Consider the following 16,447-nt stretch of genomic DNA (forward strand, 5'->3'; position numbering starts at 1 on the left):
GTGGGCAGTAAGTAAATACACAAAAAAGCAAAATTCAGCTGGATGCCTAATAAAAACTCGACAGCAGTTGAGTAATTTCTGCGTACAGCGCTGATCGTTCGATCTGTGGCGAGGTGTTCCCTAGTGAGTGGGAGAGCTGGATCGCGTACCAAAGCACAGAAACGTAGCGGTAAATTCGCTTCCAGTGGTCCAGCCATTGCAGGTCAGCTTCGCGCGCTGGCCGTAGGAAGTACTCGGTGAGCAGTGCCCGCTGCTGTTGCCGTTCCAGATCGTATCCTACGGTGACTGTCGCAAGGTCAAAGAACGGATCGCCGCATGCGGCGTACTCCCAATCAATGGCCCTGAGCTGGCCGGACATATCCTGTAGCAGGTTGCCGGGCAGTAGGTCGTTATGGCAAAGCCGATCGTTCTCGGGACATGTGCTGATTTGATTAAGCTGCGGTTCCATCAACAGGTGCAACCGAGCCAGTGCCGGAAAAAATTCTGAACTCCTGTCGATGGACTGCCAGTAACGGCTCGCCTTTTCGGCAATATCCAGGTGTACGGAAATCGGTGGCAGCTGGTGAATCTGTCGTAGCAGTTGTGCAAGTTGGGCAATAGTCTGAGGCTGGTCGATTTCCAGTGGCGCGCCGTCGACAAATTCGGTCAGCAGGTAGCGTTGGTCTGGATCCACATACACCAGCGGTGCGCACAGGTCTCTCGGGCTTGCCTGTTGCAGTGCCTCTGCCTCGGCGACGCGGTTTAGGTCCAGAGCCTGAGAATTAGAGGCGTTGATGCGCAGCACCAGTTTTTTACCGTCTGTATCTATCAGAAAGCTGCGGTTGGTCAGCCCCCCATCCAGAGGGCAAATCAATCTCGGCGGTTTGTCACTCCATCGTTGCCACTCGTTGGCGACTAGATATTCGACGCTCAGGTTCATGCGGTAACAGTCTGGTCCTGGCTGCTACTTTGATTTTGGTACAGCGTATACCACTGGAAAAAACCAATGATGACCAGTATCACATAGAGGACAAACAACAATGCGGTGAGATACATCCCGCGGTCGATGTACAGATAAATGGCAGCACCGTCGATCACGATCCAGTAGAGCCAGTTTTCCAGAACCTTGCGGGTAACCATATAGGTGGTTACCACGGCACCCCAAGTGGTGAAGGAGTCCAGATATGGCAGCGCTGCGCTGGTGTAGTTATTCAGCATATAGCCAAACACCAGGGTAAGTACGCCAACGCCGGTAATTGCGAAGATGTGCATGGCGGCGGGCCAGCGGTGGATATGCAGGGTTTCTCCATCCTGATTGCGGTGCCGCCACTGCCACCAGCCGTATACGGCAATCACCAGGTAAAAAATCTGCAGCGCGGATTCCATCAACAGGCTGACGTCCCAGAACAGGAACAGGTAAATGGCGGTGCTGGCAAAGGCCGCGTACCAGCACAGGATATTTTCACGCATGGCCAGCAGCAGATAGGTCAGTGCCAGCACTACCGCTGCAACTTCCCACAGAGTCATGGCGGCGTAGGCGGTGGCGATGGCTTCGCGAATTTCCGGGGAGAGCATGGGTCAGAGCCCGATATTCGGATTGAGGTCGCCGTCGATAAATTTGCACACGAAAATTGCGCGCCCGAACTGCTCCCAGGATTTAGCCATCTCCGCTTTCAGAACATCCATAACCACATCGTAATCACCGAATATCTGGGTGCTCATGGTATTGGAGATTACCTGTAGCTGCGGCTGTTCGTTCAGGCGCTGGATAAAATCCTTGATGGCCGGGATGTACTCGTCTTTCAGCGGGTACATGCTGATCTCAACGGAGAGTTGCATATCAAGACTCCTGATTAAAAGGTGTAGCTGCCAGAGATGCCGGCAGTGCGCGGCTCTCCAAGCTGGTAGTAGGCTTCTGGCGCATAACCATTGGCCGGGTTGTTACCGAACTGATTGCTGAAATAGAAACCGCGGGTGTAGATCACTTCGTCGGTCAGATTTCTGCCCCACAAGGATAGATCCCAGTTGTCGCCGCGGTAGGTGAGGCGGACGTTGACCAGCTCATAGGCGGTAGACTTTTCGTTGTGGCTGTTGGAAAAGTAAAAATCGTCCTTGCCTTCCAGTTCTACGCGCGCGGTCAGGTTGTTTGTCAGTGCATATTCGGCACCGGTGAAGTACTGGTAATTGGGGGCGTGGGCCAGGTCGCGGCCGCCGAGGTCCACAAGGGACGTTTCACCGGTGTAGTCGTCGCGGGCGTCTACGTGGGTACTGCTGACAAAGTCTTTGAATTCCGCGTTCAGCCAACCGAAAGTGGCGAAGAGCTGCAGGGCATCGCTGGCCTGGAAGTTAACCTCCGCCTCAATACCGGTGCTGTGGCCGCCGGCGGCATTCGCCAGGTAGTCATCAAAGGAAAAGTCTTCCGGGTTGAAAATGGACTGCTTGGCCTGAACGTCGTTGCGGTCCTGGTAAAACGCGGCGACCTGGGCCTGCAGGCGGCTTTCCAGCCAGTCACCTTTTACCCCGAATTCGTAGTTCAGCATGCTTTCGGTATCGAACAGGAAGGTCTCGTTGCCAATGGCCGGGTTGCTTTCCGAGGCGGAAATAATGCGGCCATTGACGCCGCCCGCCTTGTAACCGCGGGACAGGGTGCCGTAAAGCATGGTGTTGTCAGTGGCGCTGAACCGCAAGGTGATATTACCGCCCCACAGGTCTTCGCTGGTGTCGCTGGTAACCGTTAGCGAGTCACTGTAGTCCGCGCGGCGTTGCTCCAGACGCAGGCCGGTGACCAGTTCGAAGCGTGCGCCAAGGGCGGTATTCAGCTGCCCGTAAACGGCCGCATTGTCGGTATTAAACTGACTGGTGAAGCTGGCGTTGCGCGCCAGTGCTTCATCTTCGGTGCGTAGATAAACACCGGCGACCCAGCCGGTGCTGCCGCCGAACAGGCGACTTTCTTCCGTAGAGATCAAGCGTACATCGGCGCTCAGGTTGTCGCGATTGCGCAGGTAGTTGTCGGTGGAGCTGTATTCCCAGGGGTGGAAGCCCACGTAAGTCCAGTCTTCGTCGTAGCCGTATTCGGTGTCGGAGCTGGCGGCGCTCAGCACGGACTTGATGGTGAACAGTCCGCTGCCGCTCCACTGCGCGTTCATCGCGCCGGCGAGGGTTTCCTGACGGTCCCAGCCCGGCTGGTCGGACAGGGAATTGCGGGAGTTGTCCAGGGTGAAGGCGTCGTAGCCGTTGTCCGCGTCCAGGAAAAGGAGGGTGAAGTCCAGTTGCAGGTCGTCACTGGCCTGGTAGCGCAGCTTGCCGCGGGCCACGGTCTCATCAATATTGTTGGTGTCCTTGCGACCCAGGTATCGATTGTGCACATAGCCGTCGGACTGCTGGTTCTGCACAGCTAAGCGGTAGCTCAGCTGCTCGGACAGCGGGCCACTGGATACGGCCGACAGCGTGTGGGCGCCGTAGTGAGCTGCCTCAGCCGATACCCTCGCTGCACGCTCTTCTGTTGGCGCGTTACTGGTCATGCTCACCAGGCCCGCCAGCGCGTTGGCGCCGTACACGGTGCCTTGCGGGCCGCGCAGGATTTCAACCTGCTGCATGTCCAGGGTGCTGGCGGCAAGGCCGAGGCCGGTGAAGTCGATGCCATCGACGATCAGGCCCACGGATGGATTCACCGGGTCAATGAACTGGCTGCGCTCGCCGATGCCGCGGATCTGTACAAAGCGACCGCGGGAGGCGCCGCTGGAGTAATTCACGTTGGGGGCAAGGTTCAGCACTTGCTCCAGGTTAGTGGCACCGCGGGTTTCAATGTCGGCGGCATCCAGCACGCTTACGCTGGTGGGGGTGTCGAGCTGGCTGGATTCACGCAATTGGCTGGTGACCACCACTTCTTCAATGGCAGTTTCAGCGGGGGCAGCAATGCAGGTCAATGCAGGTGCAATGACGACAGCCAGAGCGACCGGTTTCAGAGCGGGCTTGATGCAGTGTTTGGAATTCATGGCTCTCTCTCGGTATTTAAGTGAAAGAGACCCGGTGCGCGACGTGAAGTGGGAAGCTGGAGGACTACCTATTCCTACGCCGGTATTAACCGGATCAGGTTCAAGGGTTTGCCCGCAGGATTCTCTCGAATTCCGCCGCATCTCAGGCTTACGCCACCCCTTAGGTTTTACCGGCGCGATGCTACCAGAATTGGCGTGGCGCAGGAACAAGGGTGTTTGCGGAGAACAGGTTGGTTACGATGGTCATAACTGAATTGTCTTTTGCGACCCATCGTGAAAGACCAACCGCGTACAGGAGTTGATATGCGCGCCTTTTCACTACTGGATCTTTCCCCCATCACCGAGGGGAGTGACGCTCGCACAGCGTTGATGAACTCTCTGGATCTGGCCCAGCACGCGGAGCGCTTCGGATACCGGCGCTACTGGATGGCGGAACACCACAATATGACCGGGGTGGCCAGTGCGGCGACGGCGGTGGCTCTCGGCTATATCGCCGCGGGCACCGACACAATTCGCATCGCCGCCGGTGGCGTCATGCTCCCGAATCACGCGCCACTGGTGATTGCCGAGCAGTTCGGTACCCTGTCCGCACTCTACCCGGACCGGGTGGACCTGGGGCTGGGGCGGGCGCCCGGTACCGATGGCGCCACCATGACCGCATTGCGTCGCGACCCGCTGCACGCCGCGGACCAGTTCCCGGAAGATGTGCGCGAGCTGCTGCACTACTTTGCCCCGGAAAAGCCGGGCCAGCGGGTGCGTGCGGTACCGGGGGCAGGGCTAGAGGTGCCAATTTGGTTGCTGGGTTCCAGTCTCTACAGCGCGCAGTTGGCCGCGGCCATGGGGCTTCCTTTCGCATTTGCCTCGCATTTTGCCCCGGCCATGCTGGATCAGGCGTTGCACCTCTACCGGGCCCAGTTCAAGCCGTCGGCATCGCTTTCCGAACCCTATGCGGCCGCGGCGATCAATGTCTTTGCCGCGGACGATGGCGGCGAAGCGCGCAAGCTGATGACCTCTATCGAACAGCAGTTTGTCGCCCTGCGCCGGGGTACACCCGGCCAAATCAAACCGCCAGTGGACGATCCTGAGACCATAGCGACACCCGGCGAGCGGATGCAGGTGGCGCAGGCGCTGGCGGAGAGCGCGGTGGGTACGCGCGATACGGTTGCAGCGTGGATTGACCGTTTTGTCGAGCGCACCCGTGTGGATGAGCTGATCGTCACCGGTGCCATCTATGACCACACCGCACGCCTGCGATCCTTCGAATTGGCTGCGGAAGTGTTGCGGGAGCGGATTGATGGTTGAGAGTGGCCCGGCTGCCCGGCGGGCTTCCTGGCGATTGTTCCTCGCCCACTTCCTTTTTTTGCTGGTGGCTTGGACGGTATTTATCAAATACCTGTTTCCCATCGCCGTTGCGCTTTCCGGCGGCGCGCGCTGGGACAGTCATATTTACTGGGACCTGTGGCCACTCGCGCATCTATGGCTGGGCTGGGCGCTACTCACTCAGCCGGGTTACCTTCGCCCCCTTGCCCTTGTGATGTCGGTAGTGGAGATCGTGATTATCGTCATCAAGTTTGCCCTGTTTCTCGCGGAGCCTGAGTGGGATATCTGGCGAACCAACTGGTTCGTTAACAAGGTCTTTGTACTTGCCTGTTTTATTTTGATTCTTGCCACTGCTTTGGCACGGCCGCGCGCCCTGAGTGAAAAGGTTTAATATTGTGAGCTTTGATTGGAGGGAAATACCATGGAAGGTCAGACGTTACGCCGTCAATTTCTCAAATTACTGGGCGCTGGGGTGGTCAGTGCCTGGGGTTTTCCCTGGGGAGTGAGTGCACATTCGTCAGCATTGCAGACCAAGCCAATTCCCAGTAGTGGCGAATCGCTGCCGGTTATCGGTATGGGAACCTGGCGGACCTTCAATGTTGGAAATGATCAGGAGCTTCTCGCCGCACGCACACAGGTATTGAAAGCATTTTTCGCCAGTGGCGGTGGCCTGGTCGATTCCTCTCCCATGTATGGCTCCGCGCCGGATACCCTCGGGTTTGCACTCAAGCAGCTGGGGATGCCGAAGACGCTTTTCAGTGCGGAAAAAGTTTGGAGCCCCGCTGGCGGTACTACTCGTGAGCAGGTCGCGAGCCTCGCCGATCGCTGGGGGCTGAAAACTTTTGATCTGGTGCAGGTGCACAATCTCGACGACTGGCAGGAGCACCTCGCTGTTTTGCGTGAACTGAAGGCAAGCGGCTTCATCCGCTATCTCGGTATCACCACTTCCCACGGCCGTCGTCATCAGGAATTCGAACAGGTGATGGCGACGACCGAGCTCGATTTCGCCCAGATGACCTACAACATCACCCATCGGGAAGTGGAGTCGCGGTTGCTACCGCTGGCGAAGGAAAAAGGTGTCGCCGTTATCGCCAATCGTCCCTACGACGGTGGCAGCCTGATCAAGGGGCTGAAGCACAGGGAAAAAGTACCCGAGTGGGCAACGGAAGCCTTTGGTTGCCGTACCTGGGCAGATTTTCTGCTCAAGTTTATTGTCAGCCACCCCGCGGTTAACTGCGCTATTCCGGCAACCTCCCGTGTGGAGCATATGAATGAGAATATGGCGGCGGGCGCCGCGCCGCTACCGGATGCCAGTACCCGACAGAGAATGGCTGCCTATATCGATTCCCTGTAATTGCCTCTCCCAAATTGCCTACCTGGTATGCGCACGATGAACGAATGGGACAGCTATCAGCTTCAGGATTTTATTCCCTTCAGTGCGGACGTTTATTTTCGCCTGCTGGAGCGAGTAAGCGAAACTTTCTGGCCGTTACAACTTTTTAGCCTGGGGCTGGGCGTTGCCGTGTTGGTATTCGCATTGCGAGGCAAAGCTCGGCTCGCTCTCCTGTTGCTCGCGCCGGTGTGGGGTTTTGTCGGGGTGGCCTTTTTTGCGCAGCGCTATGCAAATCTGAACTGGGCAGGGCATGTCCTGTGCTGGGTTTGGATTGTGCAGGCCGCTCTTCTCGTAATGCTTGGTATCTCGGGGCGCGGCGCTGCCCATCGTGCTGGATTGCTGTCTGGGGGCACCATCACCGGCGTGCTGGTTACCCTGGTTGGCCTGCTGATGTTTCCGCTGTTGGCGCCAGTTCTCGGTTCCGGCTGGACGCAAGCAGAGGTGTTCGGCTTGCACCCGGACCCTACGGCGATAGTCAGTCTCGGGGTCTTCCTGATTGCCCTCCGTGGCTGGGCACAGTGGCTGGCCTGTATTATTCCCATGCTGTGGATAAGTTTCTCCGCGCTCACCCTGCAGGTGCTGGAGGCCCCCTGGTGGCCAGCGCTGTTTGCAGTGGTTGCCGCGGCACTTGGTAGCTTGATCGGGCAGTCTCACCCGGGTTCTGGCCGCCCATACCGCCGATCTTCCCGCTAAATGGCTTTGCAAATCTGCCTGACCGGTTTTTATTAATCGGCCAAACACATATACTCCCCGGACCAATAATTCGTGCGCATCGCATTGTCCTGTTCGATATTTGAACGACTGCCGATAGCGGCTCATGTTCCGCCCCCTCCGCCAACGGCGGGGACTAATGGAGACCGATTTATGAAAATCGCATTGATGAATGAATTCAGCCAGGCAGCCAAAAACGCTGTGGTTTTGAAAGAGCTGCAAGAGGTTGCCGGCGAGCTGGGTCACACCGTGTACAACACCGGTATGAGCGACGACAACGATCACCGCCTGACCTACATCCACCTGGGTATCATGGGCAGCCTGTTGCTGAACTCCAAAGCGGTGGATTTTGTGGTGAGCGGCTGTGGCACCGGCCAAGGCGCGCTGATGTCCCTGAATGCTTACCCGGGCGTCACCTGTGGCTACTGCATCGATCCGGCGGACGCCTTCCTATTTGCGCAAATCAATAATGGCAATGCGCTGGCTATCCCCTTCGCCAAGGGTTTCGGCTGGGGTGCGGAGCTGAATATCCGCTACATGTTTGAAAAAGCCTTCACTGGTGTAAAAGGCCAGGGCTACCCGCCGGAGCGTAAAGAGTCTCAGGTCGCCAACGCCGGCATCCTGAATCACATTAAGGAAGCCACCGGCAAAGCCTACCTGGACGGTCTCAAGGCCATCGACCCGGAGCTGGTGAAAACCGCGGTAACCGGCGAGCGCTTCCAGGCCTGTTTCTTTGAGAACAGCCAGGACCAGGAGTTAACTGACTTTGTTCGCAGTGTGCTGGATTCCTGAGTGAGGTAGCGCTGGACAAGCGCGTTTTCCCAAAGGCCACTCCGGAATATCCGGAGTGGCCTTTTTTGTTTATAGTCGTCCGTCACTTTTGAAGTATTTGGTTGAAGTAATTGGCTAAGGATCTGCGCAAATGTCCGATGGAAACCTGAACGATACTGTGCCCTACCTTAAGGACGGTGATCGCGTGGTTCTGTTCGATGGGGTATGTCGGCTATGCTCCGCCTGGGCGCGTTTTCTGTTGAAGTTTGATCGCGATCGTCGTTTTAAGCTCGCTACTGTGCAGTCTGAAGAAGGGCAGGCGATTCTGGCATTTTTTGGCATGCCGCTGGACACATATGAAACCCTGCTTCTGGTCGAGAGCCGCCAGATGTACGTAAAGTCTGATGCGATACTGCGCATCCTCAGGCTGCTCCCGTTTCCATGGCCGACGCTGACTTTTTTTCGACTGATTCCATCGCCCATCCGCGACTGGGCTTATGATCGCATCGCACGCAACCGTTATCGGTTGTTCGGAAAAACTGAGGTGTGTGTTGTCCCCAGCGCAGAAGATGAAGCTCGATTTCTCACCAAGAAAAAACGCACTAAATAGGTAACTTTCATGAGCAGTTATGCCCTCTGTCGCTTATCTGTCGCGTTTGTCTGGCTCTATCATGGTCTGGTGCCCAAATTACTTGGCCCACACAAAGATGAATTGGCAATGAATATGTCTGTGGGGTTGTCCATCGAGCATGCGGAACTACTGGCGAAAGTCGGTGGTGTATCGGAAATATTGTTTTCTGTTGCTGTTGTTCTGTTTTGGACGCAGCGCTGGCCTCTGGTTGTTACGGCTGTTGGCATGATTATCTTGTTGATCTTCTCACTACTCGCTGTACCAAATCTGGCGATGGGCGCCTTTAATCCGGTTACCACTAACTTATGTGTACTAATACTTTCACTGGTGGCACTGAGGCAGATAGAAAATTTGCCCGAAGCAACTCTGGCGCAGAATGCGGAGGCTAGCCGGTAGGGGAGGGTTTATGGAATTAAGAGAAGCATTGCCAACCGACTTCGAACAAATCTGGCCCATCTTTCATGAGGTAGTGAGCGCCGGGGACACCTACGCCTACGCACCGGAAATCTCACGTGACGAGGCCCGCAAAATCTGGATGGATGCACCGCGCAAGACTTATGTCTGTGAGGAAAACGGGAAGATCCTCGGTACCTATTACCTGAAAACCAATCAGGCTGGCCCGGGTTCCCATGTGTGTAACTGCGGCTATATGGTGACAGGCAGTGCCCGGGGCAGGGGACTCGCCTCTGCCATGTGTGAACACTCTCAAAATGTTGCCCAGGAGCTTGGGTACGAGGCGATGCAGTTCAACTTTGTTGCGTCCTCCAATGAGGGCGCGGTGCGGCTGTGGCAGAAACTGGGATTCGAAGTGGTTGGGCGCCTGCCCGGTGCATTCAATCATCCAGATCAGGGATATGTGGACGCTCTGGTTATGTATAAATGGCTGCAACCGTAAAGCGGCTTTGGTAGAGCGGGTTATTCTACGCAGTTGGCCGGTGTAGCTCGGCGGCATTCAGGTACATTCGGGTTTTACGTTGCCACTTGGAAATATCCGTTATGTCATCGTCCAGTAGGTGCGCCGCTGCTAACTGTGCACGTAGCAGCGCGCGATAGCACTGGTAAAAATCCACCAATCTAGGATCCGGCGCGCCGTCCATCGAGTAGCTGTTCACGATTATTGTGGCCAGATCGGATCTCCCCAGCAATTCGCATTCGAGCGCCAAGTAGCAGAGCTCATCCAATGGGTCTACGCAGCGCAGTACATAATTGAATTCAAGACAGTCAATCACCTGCGGGGGCTGGGTGAGGAAACAGTGCTCTGGTCGCAGGTCGCCGTGCCCCTCGACGATGGGACCGGTTGCTACACGCTGCCCAATCAGTTTGTCGTGGGAGTGGGTAAATGCGGTCAGGCTCTCGGTGAGGCTTTGGATCTCAATGCGGTCCAGAGCGAGCTTTTCCACGCAGAGCCCCTGGCGGACAGACTCCACCCGTTGGCGCAGCCGCGTCAGATATTGCTCTGCAGTAAGTGATATTGGCGCGGCAGTGCGATAAAAACTTTTCAGCCGTTGCAGTATTGGCTCGAGGGCTTGCACTTGAATAGCGTCGATTTGTTCTGCCAGGCAGGCTTTCTCGGGTAGACGCCGCATTTTAACTAGCCACTCTACGGGTGTGCCGGTCCCGGACAGGCGCAAGCCGTTCGCCGCGGACATCCGAATTGCCACTACTTCCCGATAAACGTCGTCGGTCAGTCGGCGGTTCAGGCGCAACTCTTCACTGCAGGCACCATAGCGCTTGTCGAGACTACTGAAGTCCAGGTAACTGAAGTGCACCGGCTTTTTCATCTTGTAGACGAAGTGGTCGGTGAGGAATATTCGCGCCATGTGGGTTTCGACTAGCCGTACCGAGGCTGTTTCTTCCGGATACACCTCCGGCTTTAGCAGAAATTGTGTCTTCTCCTCAAGGCCGGGAAGTTCGATGTGAGCGGAGCGCATACATTTAAAGCGTTAAACGGAACCTGTTTGCTAGTCTAGTGTATTACTCCATTTGTTTATTTCTCTGCTTTTTCGATAGGGGGCGAGTATGTGATGGAGCCCTTTCAGAATCGCCGTGAGGCCGGACGCCGATTGGCAGAAACCCTTGATGAATATCGTGATCGCCACGATGTGATCGTACTGGCGTTGCCCCGGGGCGGCGTACCTGTGGGCCTGGAAGTGGCACGTCAACTGCGCGCGCCACTGGACCTTATGCTGGTGCGCAAGCTGGGGGTGCCCGGGCACGAAGAGCTCGCAATGGGCGCTATTAGCAGCGGCGCTCGTGTCCTCAATGAGAGCGTGATTCTGAATTGCGGTGTCAGCGAGGCAGATCTGGCGCGCGAGACCCGTCTGGAGCAAGCGGAGCTGGAGCGCCGTGACCGGCGCTACCGGGGGGATCGCCCCTGGCCGCTACTTGAGGAACGCTGCGTGATCTTGGTGGATGATGGCATCGCCACCGGCGCCACCATGGAGGCCGCAGTACGTGCTGTGCGAGCGCAGCACCCGGCAGAGCTGGTTATTGCTGTGCCGGTCGCGCCGCCATCGACCGTGGAGCACTTTGCCGGGCTTGCGGATCGTGTCGAGTGCCCGCTGCAGCCGGCATCTTTTTGGGCTATCGGCGCCTGGTACCGGGATTTTACGCAACTTAGTGACGAGCAGGTGATCGCGATGATGCGCGAGGCCGATAACCTGCGCGGAGAAGTACCGTGAGTGCGACCGCCACGCTCCCGCGCGAGGTACTTATCGATACCGGCGCAGGACCACTGGAGGGCTTTCTCGCCTTGCCAGCGGGCAGCCAGTCCCTGGTACTGTTTGCCCACGGCAGTGGGAGTAGTCGCTTCAGCCCGCGCAACAGTATGGTGGCTCGGGCACTGAACGAAGCCGGAATAGGCACACTCCTGTTTGACCTCCTCACTGCGGATGAACACCGTGTTGATGAAATCACCCGGGAATACCGTTTCGACATCGCGCTGCTGGCGCGACGTCTTGTGGAGGCACTGGACTGGACCGTCGCACAACCGGCTACAGGCGCATTACACCTTGGGCTGTTTGGTTCCAGTACGGGTGCCGCGGCAGCACTGATCGCTGCGGCACGTCGCGCGAATGTGGTGGAGGCGGTGGTATCTCGCGGCGGACGTCCGGATCTGGCGGGTGAGGCGTTGCCGCATGTGGTGGCGCCGACGTTACTGATTGTCGGCGGCGAGGACTACCAGGTGATCGAGCTCAACCGCGCGGCAGCGGCACGTATGCAATGCGACCCACAACTGCATTTGGTCCCTGGTGCTACTCACCTTTTCGAGGAGCCGGGTACGTTGGAATCTGTTGTGGCACTCGCCATCTACTGGTTTCAGCAAACTCTGCGGGATGAGTGACCAATGCGCCCCATGAAGTTGTTCAGCCTCGATATAGGTGCGGATTTTGCGGGGCGTGTCGCCGCTGCGCTTGGCGAGCCGCTGGCGGCTCACGAGGAGCGGGATTTCGTCGACGGTGAACACAAGCTGCGTCCCCTGGATGAAGTTGAGGGCGCGGATGTTTACCTTATCCAATCACTATATAGCTGTGCCGACAGTAGTGTTGACGACAAGCTGATTCGTCTTTTGTTTTACATCGGTGCGCTCAAGGATGCCGGTGCCGCGCGCGTGACGGCGGTGATTCCCTATCTCTGTTATGCGCGCAAGGATCGCCGCACAAAATTGCACGACCCGCTCTCCAGCCGCTATGTGGCGTCGCTGTTTGAATCCATGGGCACCGATGTAGTGGTAACCCTGGATGTACACAACTTGGCCGCATTTGAAAATGCTTTCCGTATCCGCACCCTGCATTTGCCGGCGCAGCCGTTGTTTGTGGACTTTGCGGCAGCGCGACTAGTGGGCAATAACAACCCACTGGTCGTGGCGTCTCCGGATGTAGGCGGGGTCAAGCGTGCGGAGGCTTTCCGACAAGCGCTCGGTGCAAGGCTTGCCTGTGAGGTGGGGCGGGCGTTTGTAGAGAAATACCGTAGCGGAGACAAGTTATCAGGCGGCGTACTGGTGGGCGATGTGGAAGGGGCCAGTGTGCTGGTTGTGGATGACCTGATCGCGGGAGGCGGCACCATCAAGAGGGCCACCGAGGCCCTGTATCGCGGCGGCGCAGCACGCGTTATTGCACTTGCCAGCCACGGCCAATTCTGCGCAAACGCTCTCGCGGAGCTGGCGCAACTGCCGCTCGAAGTCGTCGCAGTCACTAATTCACTGCCACAGCAAACCGCAGCGCACCTGCAGGTGGTCGACTGCGCACCGCTGTTGGCGGAAGCTATCCGGCGCTTGCATGAGGGTGGTCCGGCGACGCAGCTAAGCGTCTGACATGGACTATTTTGAGGCGGAAATTTCCCGCTTTATCTGGGACACCAAGTACCGATACCGGATTGGTGACCAGGTGTGTGATGCCACCCTGGAGGACAGCTGGCGTCGTCTGGCGCGGGCCTTGGCACGAGTCGAGGGGCGTCAGCGAGGGCGTTGGGCACTGCAGTTTTTTCGCTGCCTGGAGGGGTTCCACTTTCTCCCCGGTGGACGCATTCTGGCGGGCGCCGGTACGGATCACCGCGTTACCCTGTTTAACTGTTTTGTGATGGGCAATATCGAGGATTCCATGGAGGCGATCTTCGAGCGCCTCAAGGAGTCGGCCCTCACCATGCAGCAGGGTGGAGGCATCGGGTGTGACTTTTCCACCCTGCGCCCCGCTGGCAGCCGTGCCCATTATACCGGCACCATTGCATCGGGCCCGGTGTCGTTTATGCGGATCTGGGATGCCACCTGCGCTACGCTGCTTTCTACCGGCAGTCGGCGCGGTGCCATGATGGCGACCCTGCGCTGTGACCACCCGGATATCGAGCGCTTTGTCGACGCCAAGCGCGATGCCCGCGAACTGCGTCACTTCAATCTGTCGGTTCTGGTGAGCGATGCGTTCATGGCGGCGGTGGATGAGGATCGGGATTGGCCTCTGGTCTTTCCCGAGCGGATGCTCGACGGCGATGGCCGCGAGCTGTTGCCGCGCACCTGGAGTGGCGCACCGAAACCACTGCCGTGTCGGGTATTGAAACGGATTCGCGCCCGCGGGCTGTGGCAGAAAATCATGCGTGCCACGTATGACTGCGCGGAGCCCGGGGTGCTGTTTGTCGATCGCATCAATACGCACAATAACCTGTACTACCGCGAACTGATCAGTGCCACCAATCCCTGCGGTGAAATTCCGCTGCCTCCCTATGGCGCCTGTAACCTGGGCTCGATCAATTTGATGCGTTTTGTGCGGGCGCCGTTTACCGCGCGCGCGGATCTGGACTGGTCTGCTATCGAAGAATGCGCGGCGGTGGCGGTACGGATGCTGGACAATGTGATCGATTTGTCCCATTACCCGCTGCCGTCGCAGAAAAAGCAGGCGCAGGGTAGCCGGCGTATCGGTATTGGCATCACCGGCTTGGCGGATGCGCTGATTGCACTGGGCCTCCATTACGACAGCGACGCGGCGCGCGCGGTCGCCGCGCGGATCATGGCGAGGGTACGCGATACGGCCTACCAAACGTCTATCGACCTGGCGGCAGAAAAGGGGCCGTTCCCGTTTTTTGACCGCGACAAATATTTGGCCGGTGCGGATATACGAGGGCTACCGGAAGCATTGCGTACGGGAATTGCCAACAAGGGGATCCGCAACAGCCACCTGATCGCCATCGCGCCCACAGGCACCATCAGCCTGCTGGCAAATGGGGTGTCCAGCGGTGTGGAACCGGTGTTCGATTTTCAACACCGGCGCCAGATGTTGAGTGAGCAGGGCGAATACCGCGAGTTCGAGATTGTCGACCCGGCGTGGAAGCTCTGGTGCGAGCGCGGAGGGGACGCGGAATCGTTGCCGCCGTCGTTTGTGTCTGCGCGCGAACTCTCACCACTGGCACACTTGCGCATGGAGGCAGCGCTGCAACCGTATGTAGACAATGCCATATCCAAAACCGTGAATGTGCCCGTGGATTTTTCGTTTGCTGACTTTGAATCCCTTTATCGCGAAGCATTCAGGCTGGGTCTCAAGGGTTGCACTACGTTTCGTCCCAATCCTGTCACCGACGCCATTCTCACTAGTATCGACGAGCTGCCGGTGAGCCACTGTTGCGGTATCGAGCGTGAGGGAGAATAGGCTTGTGCGAGTCTCACACTGATTGCTGAATCCCACCGTATTTAATCGAAGAATTTCCGTTACACTGCGGGTTCCTATCCATATTTTTGGACAACCTAACGGAGCCCGTATGAGTCAGCCCGATGTAACTACCTGGCTGGATAACCTGCCCGAGGCCTTTCTCGCCTACCTGAATGGCCGGCGCCTGGATGAGGTCGAGTGCATAGTCCCGGATCTTAACGGCATGTCCCGTGGCAAGGCGATGCCGCTGAACAAGTTCTCCCCGGAAACGCCGATCTTCTTGCCCATCTCTATCTTCTACCAGACCATCACCGGCCAGGATGTGGAGATGGATATTGAAAACCAGTGGGCGGAAAGCGATATGGCGCTGGTGCCGGATATGTCCACGGCCATGGCGGTGCCCTGGGCGAAGACGCCGGCGCTACAGATCATTCACGATCTGCAGGACCTCGACGGCAACCCCATCCCCTGCGCGCCGCGCAATGTGCTGAAGCGGGTGATAGGTATGTATCGGGAGCGGGGCTGGCAGCCGATTGTGGCGCCGGAGCTGGAGTTTTATCTGACCCGGCCGAATGTGGATCCCAATGAGCCGATTCAGCCTCCGATTGGCCGCAACGGCCGCTCCGGTACTTCCCTGCAGTCGTACTCCATGACCGCTATTGATGAATACGGTCCGGTGATCGACACCATCTACGAGTTCGCCGAAGCCGCTGGTCTGCATATCGATTCGGTGATTCAGGAAGACGGTGCTGGGCAGGTGGAGTTCAACCTGACTCACGGTGATCCATTGCTGCTGGCGGACCAGGTGTTTTACTTCAAGCGCATCATCCGCGAGGCGGCGCTGAAAAACGGTATGTTTGCCACCTTTATGGCCAAGCCCATGCGCGACCAGCCTGGTAGTGCTATGCATATTCACCAGAGTGTGGTGGATATTGATACCGGCAAGAACGTGTTCTCTGCAAAAGACGGCAGCGCCTCGGATCTTTTTCGCTACTTTATCGGCGGTACCCAGAAGCACCTGCGGGAAATCATGCCCTTTATTGCGCCCAACGTGAATTCTTACCGCCGCTATGTACTGGCGGATAACTCCAGTGCGCCGACGAATATTGGCTGGGGCTACGACAACCGCGCAACCGGTCTGCGGGTTCCCAATTCCGGTGCCCAGGATCGCCGTCTGGAAAACCGCGTGGTGGGGGTGGATGCGAACCCCTACCTGGCGATTGCCGCCAGTCTGGTGTGTGGTTATCTCGGTATGATTAATGGTATCGAGCCGAGCGCGCCCGCAACGTCGGAGCTGGATGAGGAGCAGGAAGAAAATTTCTATATCCCGCTAACCTTCGATGAGGCGCTGCGTATCTTTGACGATGCGGGCGAGTTGCGCCAGGCGCTGGGCGAGGACTTCTGCCAGCTCTACGCGGCGGTGAAGTATGAGGAAATGCGCCTGTTCCACCGGGAGATTTCTCCCTGGGAGCGCCAGCACCTGTTATTAAACGTCTAGTTTTTCGCTGGCGCACAA

General features: G+C 57.6%; 18 protein-coding genes and 1 riboswitch. Of the genes, 13 read left to right on the plus strand and 5 right to left on the minus strand.

The genetic code is table 11. The annotated features are described in order from the left end of the window. Positions 1-46 precede the first annotated feature (46 nt). From LC059_RS02205 to LC059_RS02220, 4 genes are read right to left on the minus strand one after another with little or no spacing between them, the layout of a single operon-like run. Complete coding sequence (locus LC059_RS02205; RefSeq protein WP_226702194.1) at positions 47-919, minus strand: choline kinase family protein; 873 nt, start codon at positions 917-919, stop codon at positions 47-49. Continuing rightward, a complete protein-coding gene (gene pnuC / locus LC059_RS02210; protein ID WP_226702195.1) occupies positions 916-1,554 on the minus strand; it encodes a nicotinamide riboside transporter PnuC in 639 nt (212 codons plus the stop codon). Before pnuC ends, LC059_RS02205 begins: the two co-directional genes overlap by 4 nt. A 3-nt stretch (positions 1,555-1,557) precedes the next feature. Further along, positions 1,558-1,818 (minus strand): YkoF family thiamine/hydroxymethylpyrimidine-binding protein, encoded by a 261-nt coding sequence (locus LC059_RS02215; protein WP_226702196.1) that lies wholly within the window; start codon positions 1,816-1,818, stop codon positions 1,558-1,560. A 14-nt stretch (positions 1,819-1,832) separates the two neighbouring features. Next, entirely contained in the window at positions 1,833-3,974 is a 2,142-nt protein-coding gene (locus tag LC059_RS02220) for a TonB-dependent receptor (RefSeq protein ID WP_226702197.1), read from the minus strand. Between the two features lie 54 nt (positions 3,975-4,028). Then, a riboswitch (TPP riboswitch) is annotated at positions 4,029-4,145 on the minus strand. Between the two features lie 132 nt (positions 4,146-4,277). Here LC059_RS02220 and LC059_RS02225 point away from each other — a divergent pair. The 8 genes from LC059_RS02225 (at position 4,278) to LC059_RS02260 (ending at position 9,695) form a co-directional block, all read left to right on the plus strand. Further along, positions 4,278-5,276, plus strand: coding sequence for an LLM class flavin-dependent oxidoreductase (locus LC059_RS02225; protein WP_226702198.1), 999 nt, complete (start codon positions 4,278-4,280; stop codon positions 5,274-5,276). After that, a complete protein-coding gene (locus LC059_RS02230) occupies positions 5,269-5,685 on the plus strand; it encodes a hypothetical protein (RefSeq protein WP_226702199.1) in 417 nt (138 codons plus the stop codon). The genes LC059_RS02225 and LC059_RS02230 overlap by 8 nt, the downstream gene beginning before the upstream one ends. Before the next feature lie 30 nt (positions 5,686-5,715). Continuing rightward, positions 5,716-6,648 carry an aldo/keto reductase gene (locus tag LC059_RS02235; protein ID WP_226702200.1) on the plus strand — a complete coding sequence of 311 codons (933 nt, stop codon included), beginning with the start codon at positions 5,716-5,718 and terminating at the stop codon, positions 6,646-6,648. A gap of 36 nt (positions 6,649-6,684) precedes the next feature. Continuing rightward, complete coding sequence (locus LC059_RS02240) at positions 6,685-7,380, plus strand: DUF6064 family protein (protein ID WP_226702201.1); 696 nt, start codon at positions 6,685-6,687, stop codon at positions 7,378-7,380. A gap of 171 nt (positions 7,381-7,551) precedes the next feature. Continuing rightward, a complete protein-coding gene (locus LC059_RS02245; protein ID WP_226702202.1) occupies positions 7,552-8,190 on the plus strand; it encodes an RpiB/LacA/LacB family sugar-phosphate isomerase in 639 nt (212 codons plus the stop codon). Positions 8,191-8,320: 130 nt separating this feature from the next. Beyond that, positions 8,321-8,779 carry a thiol-disulfide oxidoreductase DCC family protein gene (locus LC059_RS02250; RefSeq protein ID WP_226702203.1) on the plus strand — a complete coding sequence of 153 codons (459 nt, stop codon included), beginning with the start codon at positions 8,321-8,323 and terminating at the stop codon, positions 8,777-8,779. Positions 8,780-8,788: 9 nt separating this feature from the next. After that, a complete protein-coding gene (locus LC059_RS02255; RefSeq protein WP_226702204.1) occupies positions 8,789-9,196 on the plus strand; it encodes a DoxX-like family protein in 408 nt (135 codons plus the stop codon). A gap of 10 nt (positions 9,197-9,206) precedes the next feature. Next, the gene (locus LC059_RS02260; RefSeq protein ID WP_226702205.1) at positions 9,207-9,695 is read left to right on the plus strand and encodes a GNAT family N-acetyltransferase; all 489 of its coding nucleotides are present in this window, start codon (positions 9,207-9,209) and stop codon (positions 9,693-9,695) included. 25 nt (positions 9,696-9,720) lie between these two features. Here LC059_RS02260 and LC059_RS02265 read toward each other — a convergent pair whose 3' ends face one another. Beyond that, complete coding sequence (locus LC059_RS02265) at positions 9,721-10,731, minus strand: hypothetical protein (RefSeq protein ID WP_226702206.1); 1,011 nt, start codon at positions 10,729-10,731, stop codon at positions 9,721-9,723. A gap of 93 nt (positions 10,732-10,824) precedes the next feature. Between LC059_RS02265 and LC059_RS02270 the strand changes: the two genes are divergently transcribed. The 5 genes from LC059_RS02270 to LC059_RS02290 all read left to right on the plus strand — a co-directional run bounded on the left by LC059_RS02270 (position 10,825) and on the right by LC059_RS02290 (position 16,429). After that, positions 10,825-11,481, plus strand: coding sequence for a phosphoribosyltransferase (locus LC059_RS02270; RefSeq protein ID WP_226703170.1), 657 nt, complete (start codon positions 10,825-10,827; stop codon positions 11,479-11,481). Beyond that, positions 11,478-12,143: a dienelactone hydrolase family protein gene (locus LC059_RS02275; protein WP_226702207.1), complete on the plus strand. Its 666-nt coding sequence runs from the start codon at positions 11,478-11,480 to the stop codon at positions 12,141-12,143. The genes LC059_RS02270 and LC059_RS02275 overlap by 4 nt, the downstream gene beginning before the upstream one ends. A gap of 3 nt (positions 12,144-12,146) precedes the next feature. Then, entirely contained in the window at positions 12,147-13,112 is a 966-nt protein-coding gene (locus LC059_RS02280) for a ribose-phosphate diphosphokinase (protein WP_226702208.1), read from the plus strand. Position 13,113: 1 nt separating this feature from the next. Continuing rightward, complete coding sequence (locus LC059_RS02285; RefSeq protein WP_226702209.1) at positions 13,114-14,931, plus strand: adenosylcobalamin-dependent ribonucleoside-diphosphate reductase; 1,818 nt, start codon at positions 13,114-13,116, stop codon at positions 14,929-14,931. A gap of 109 nt (positions 14,932-15,040) precedes the next feature. Continuing rightward, positions 15,041-16,429 carry a glutamine synthetase family protein gene (locus tag LC059_RS02290; protein WP_226702210.1) on the plus strand — a complete coding sequence of 463 codons (1,389 nt, stop codon included), beginning with the start codon at positions 15,041-15,043 and terminating at the stop codon, positions 16,427-16,429. Positions 16,430-16,447: the final 18 nt, after the last annotated feature.

This window comes from Microbulbifer elongatus (assembly GCF_020524885.1).
GTDB classification, from domain to species: domain Bacteria; phylum Pseudomonadota; class Gammaproteobacteria; order Pseudomonadales; family Cellvibrionaceae; genus Microbulbifer; species Microbulbifer elongatus_A.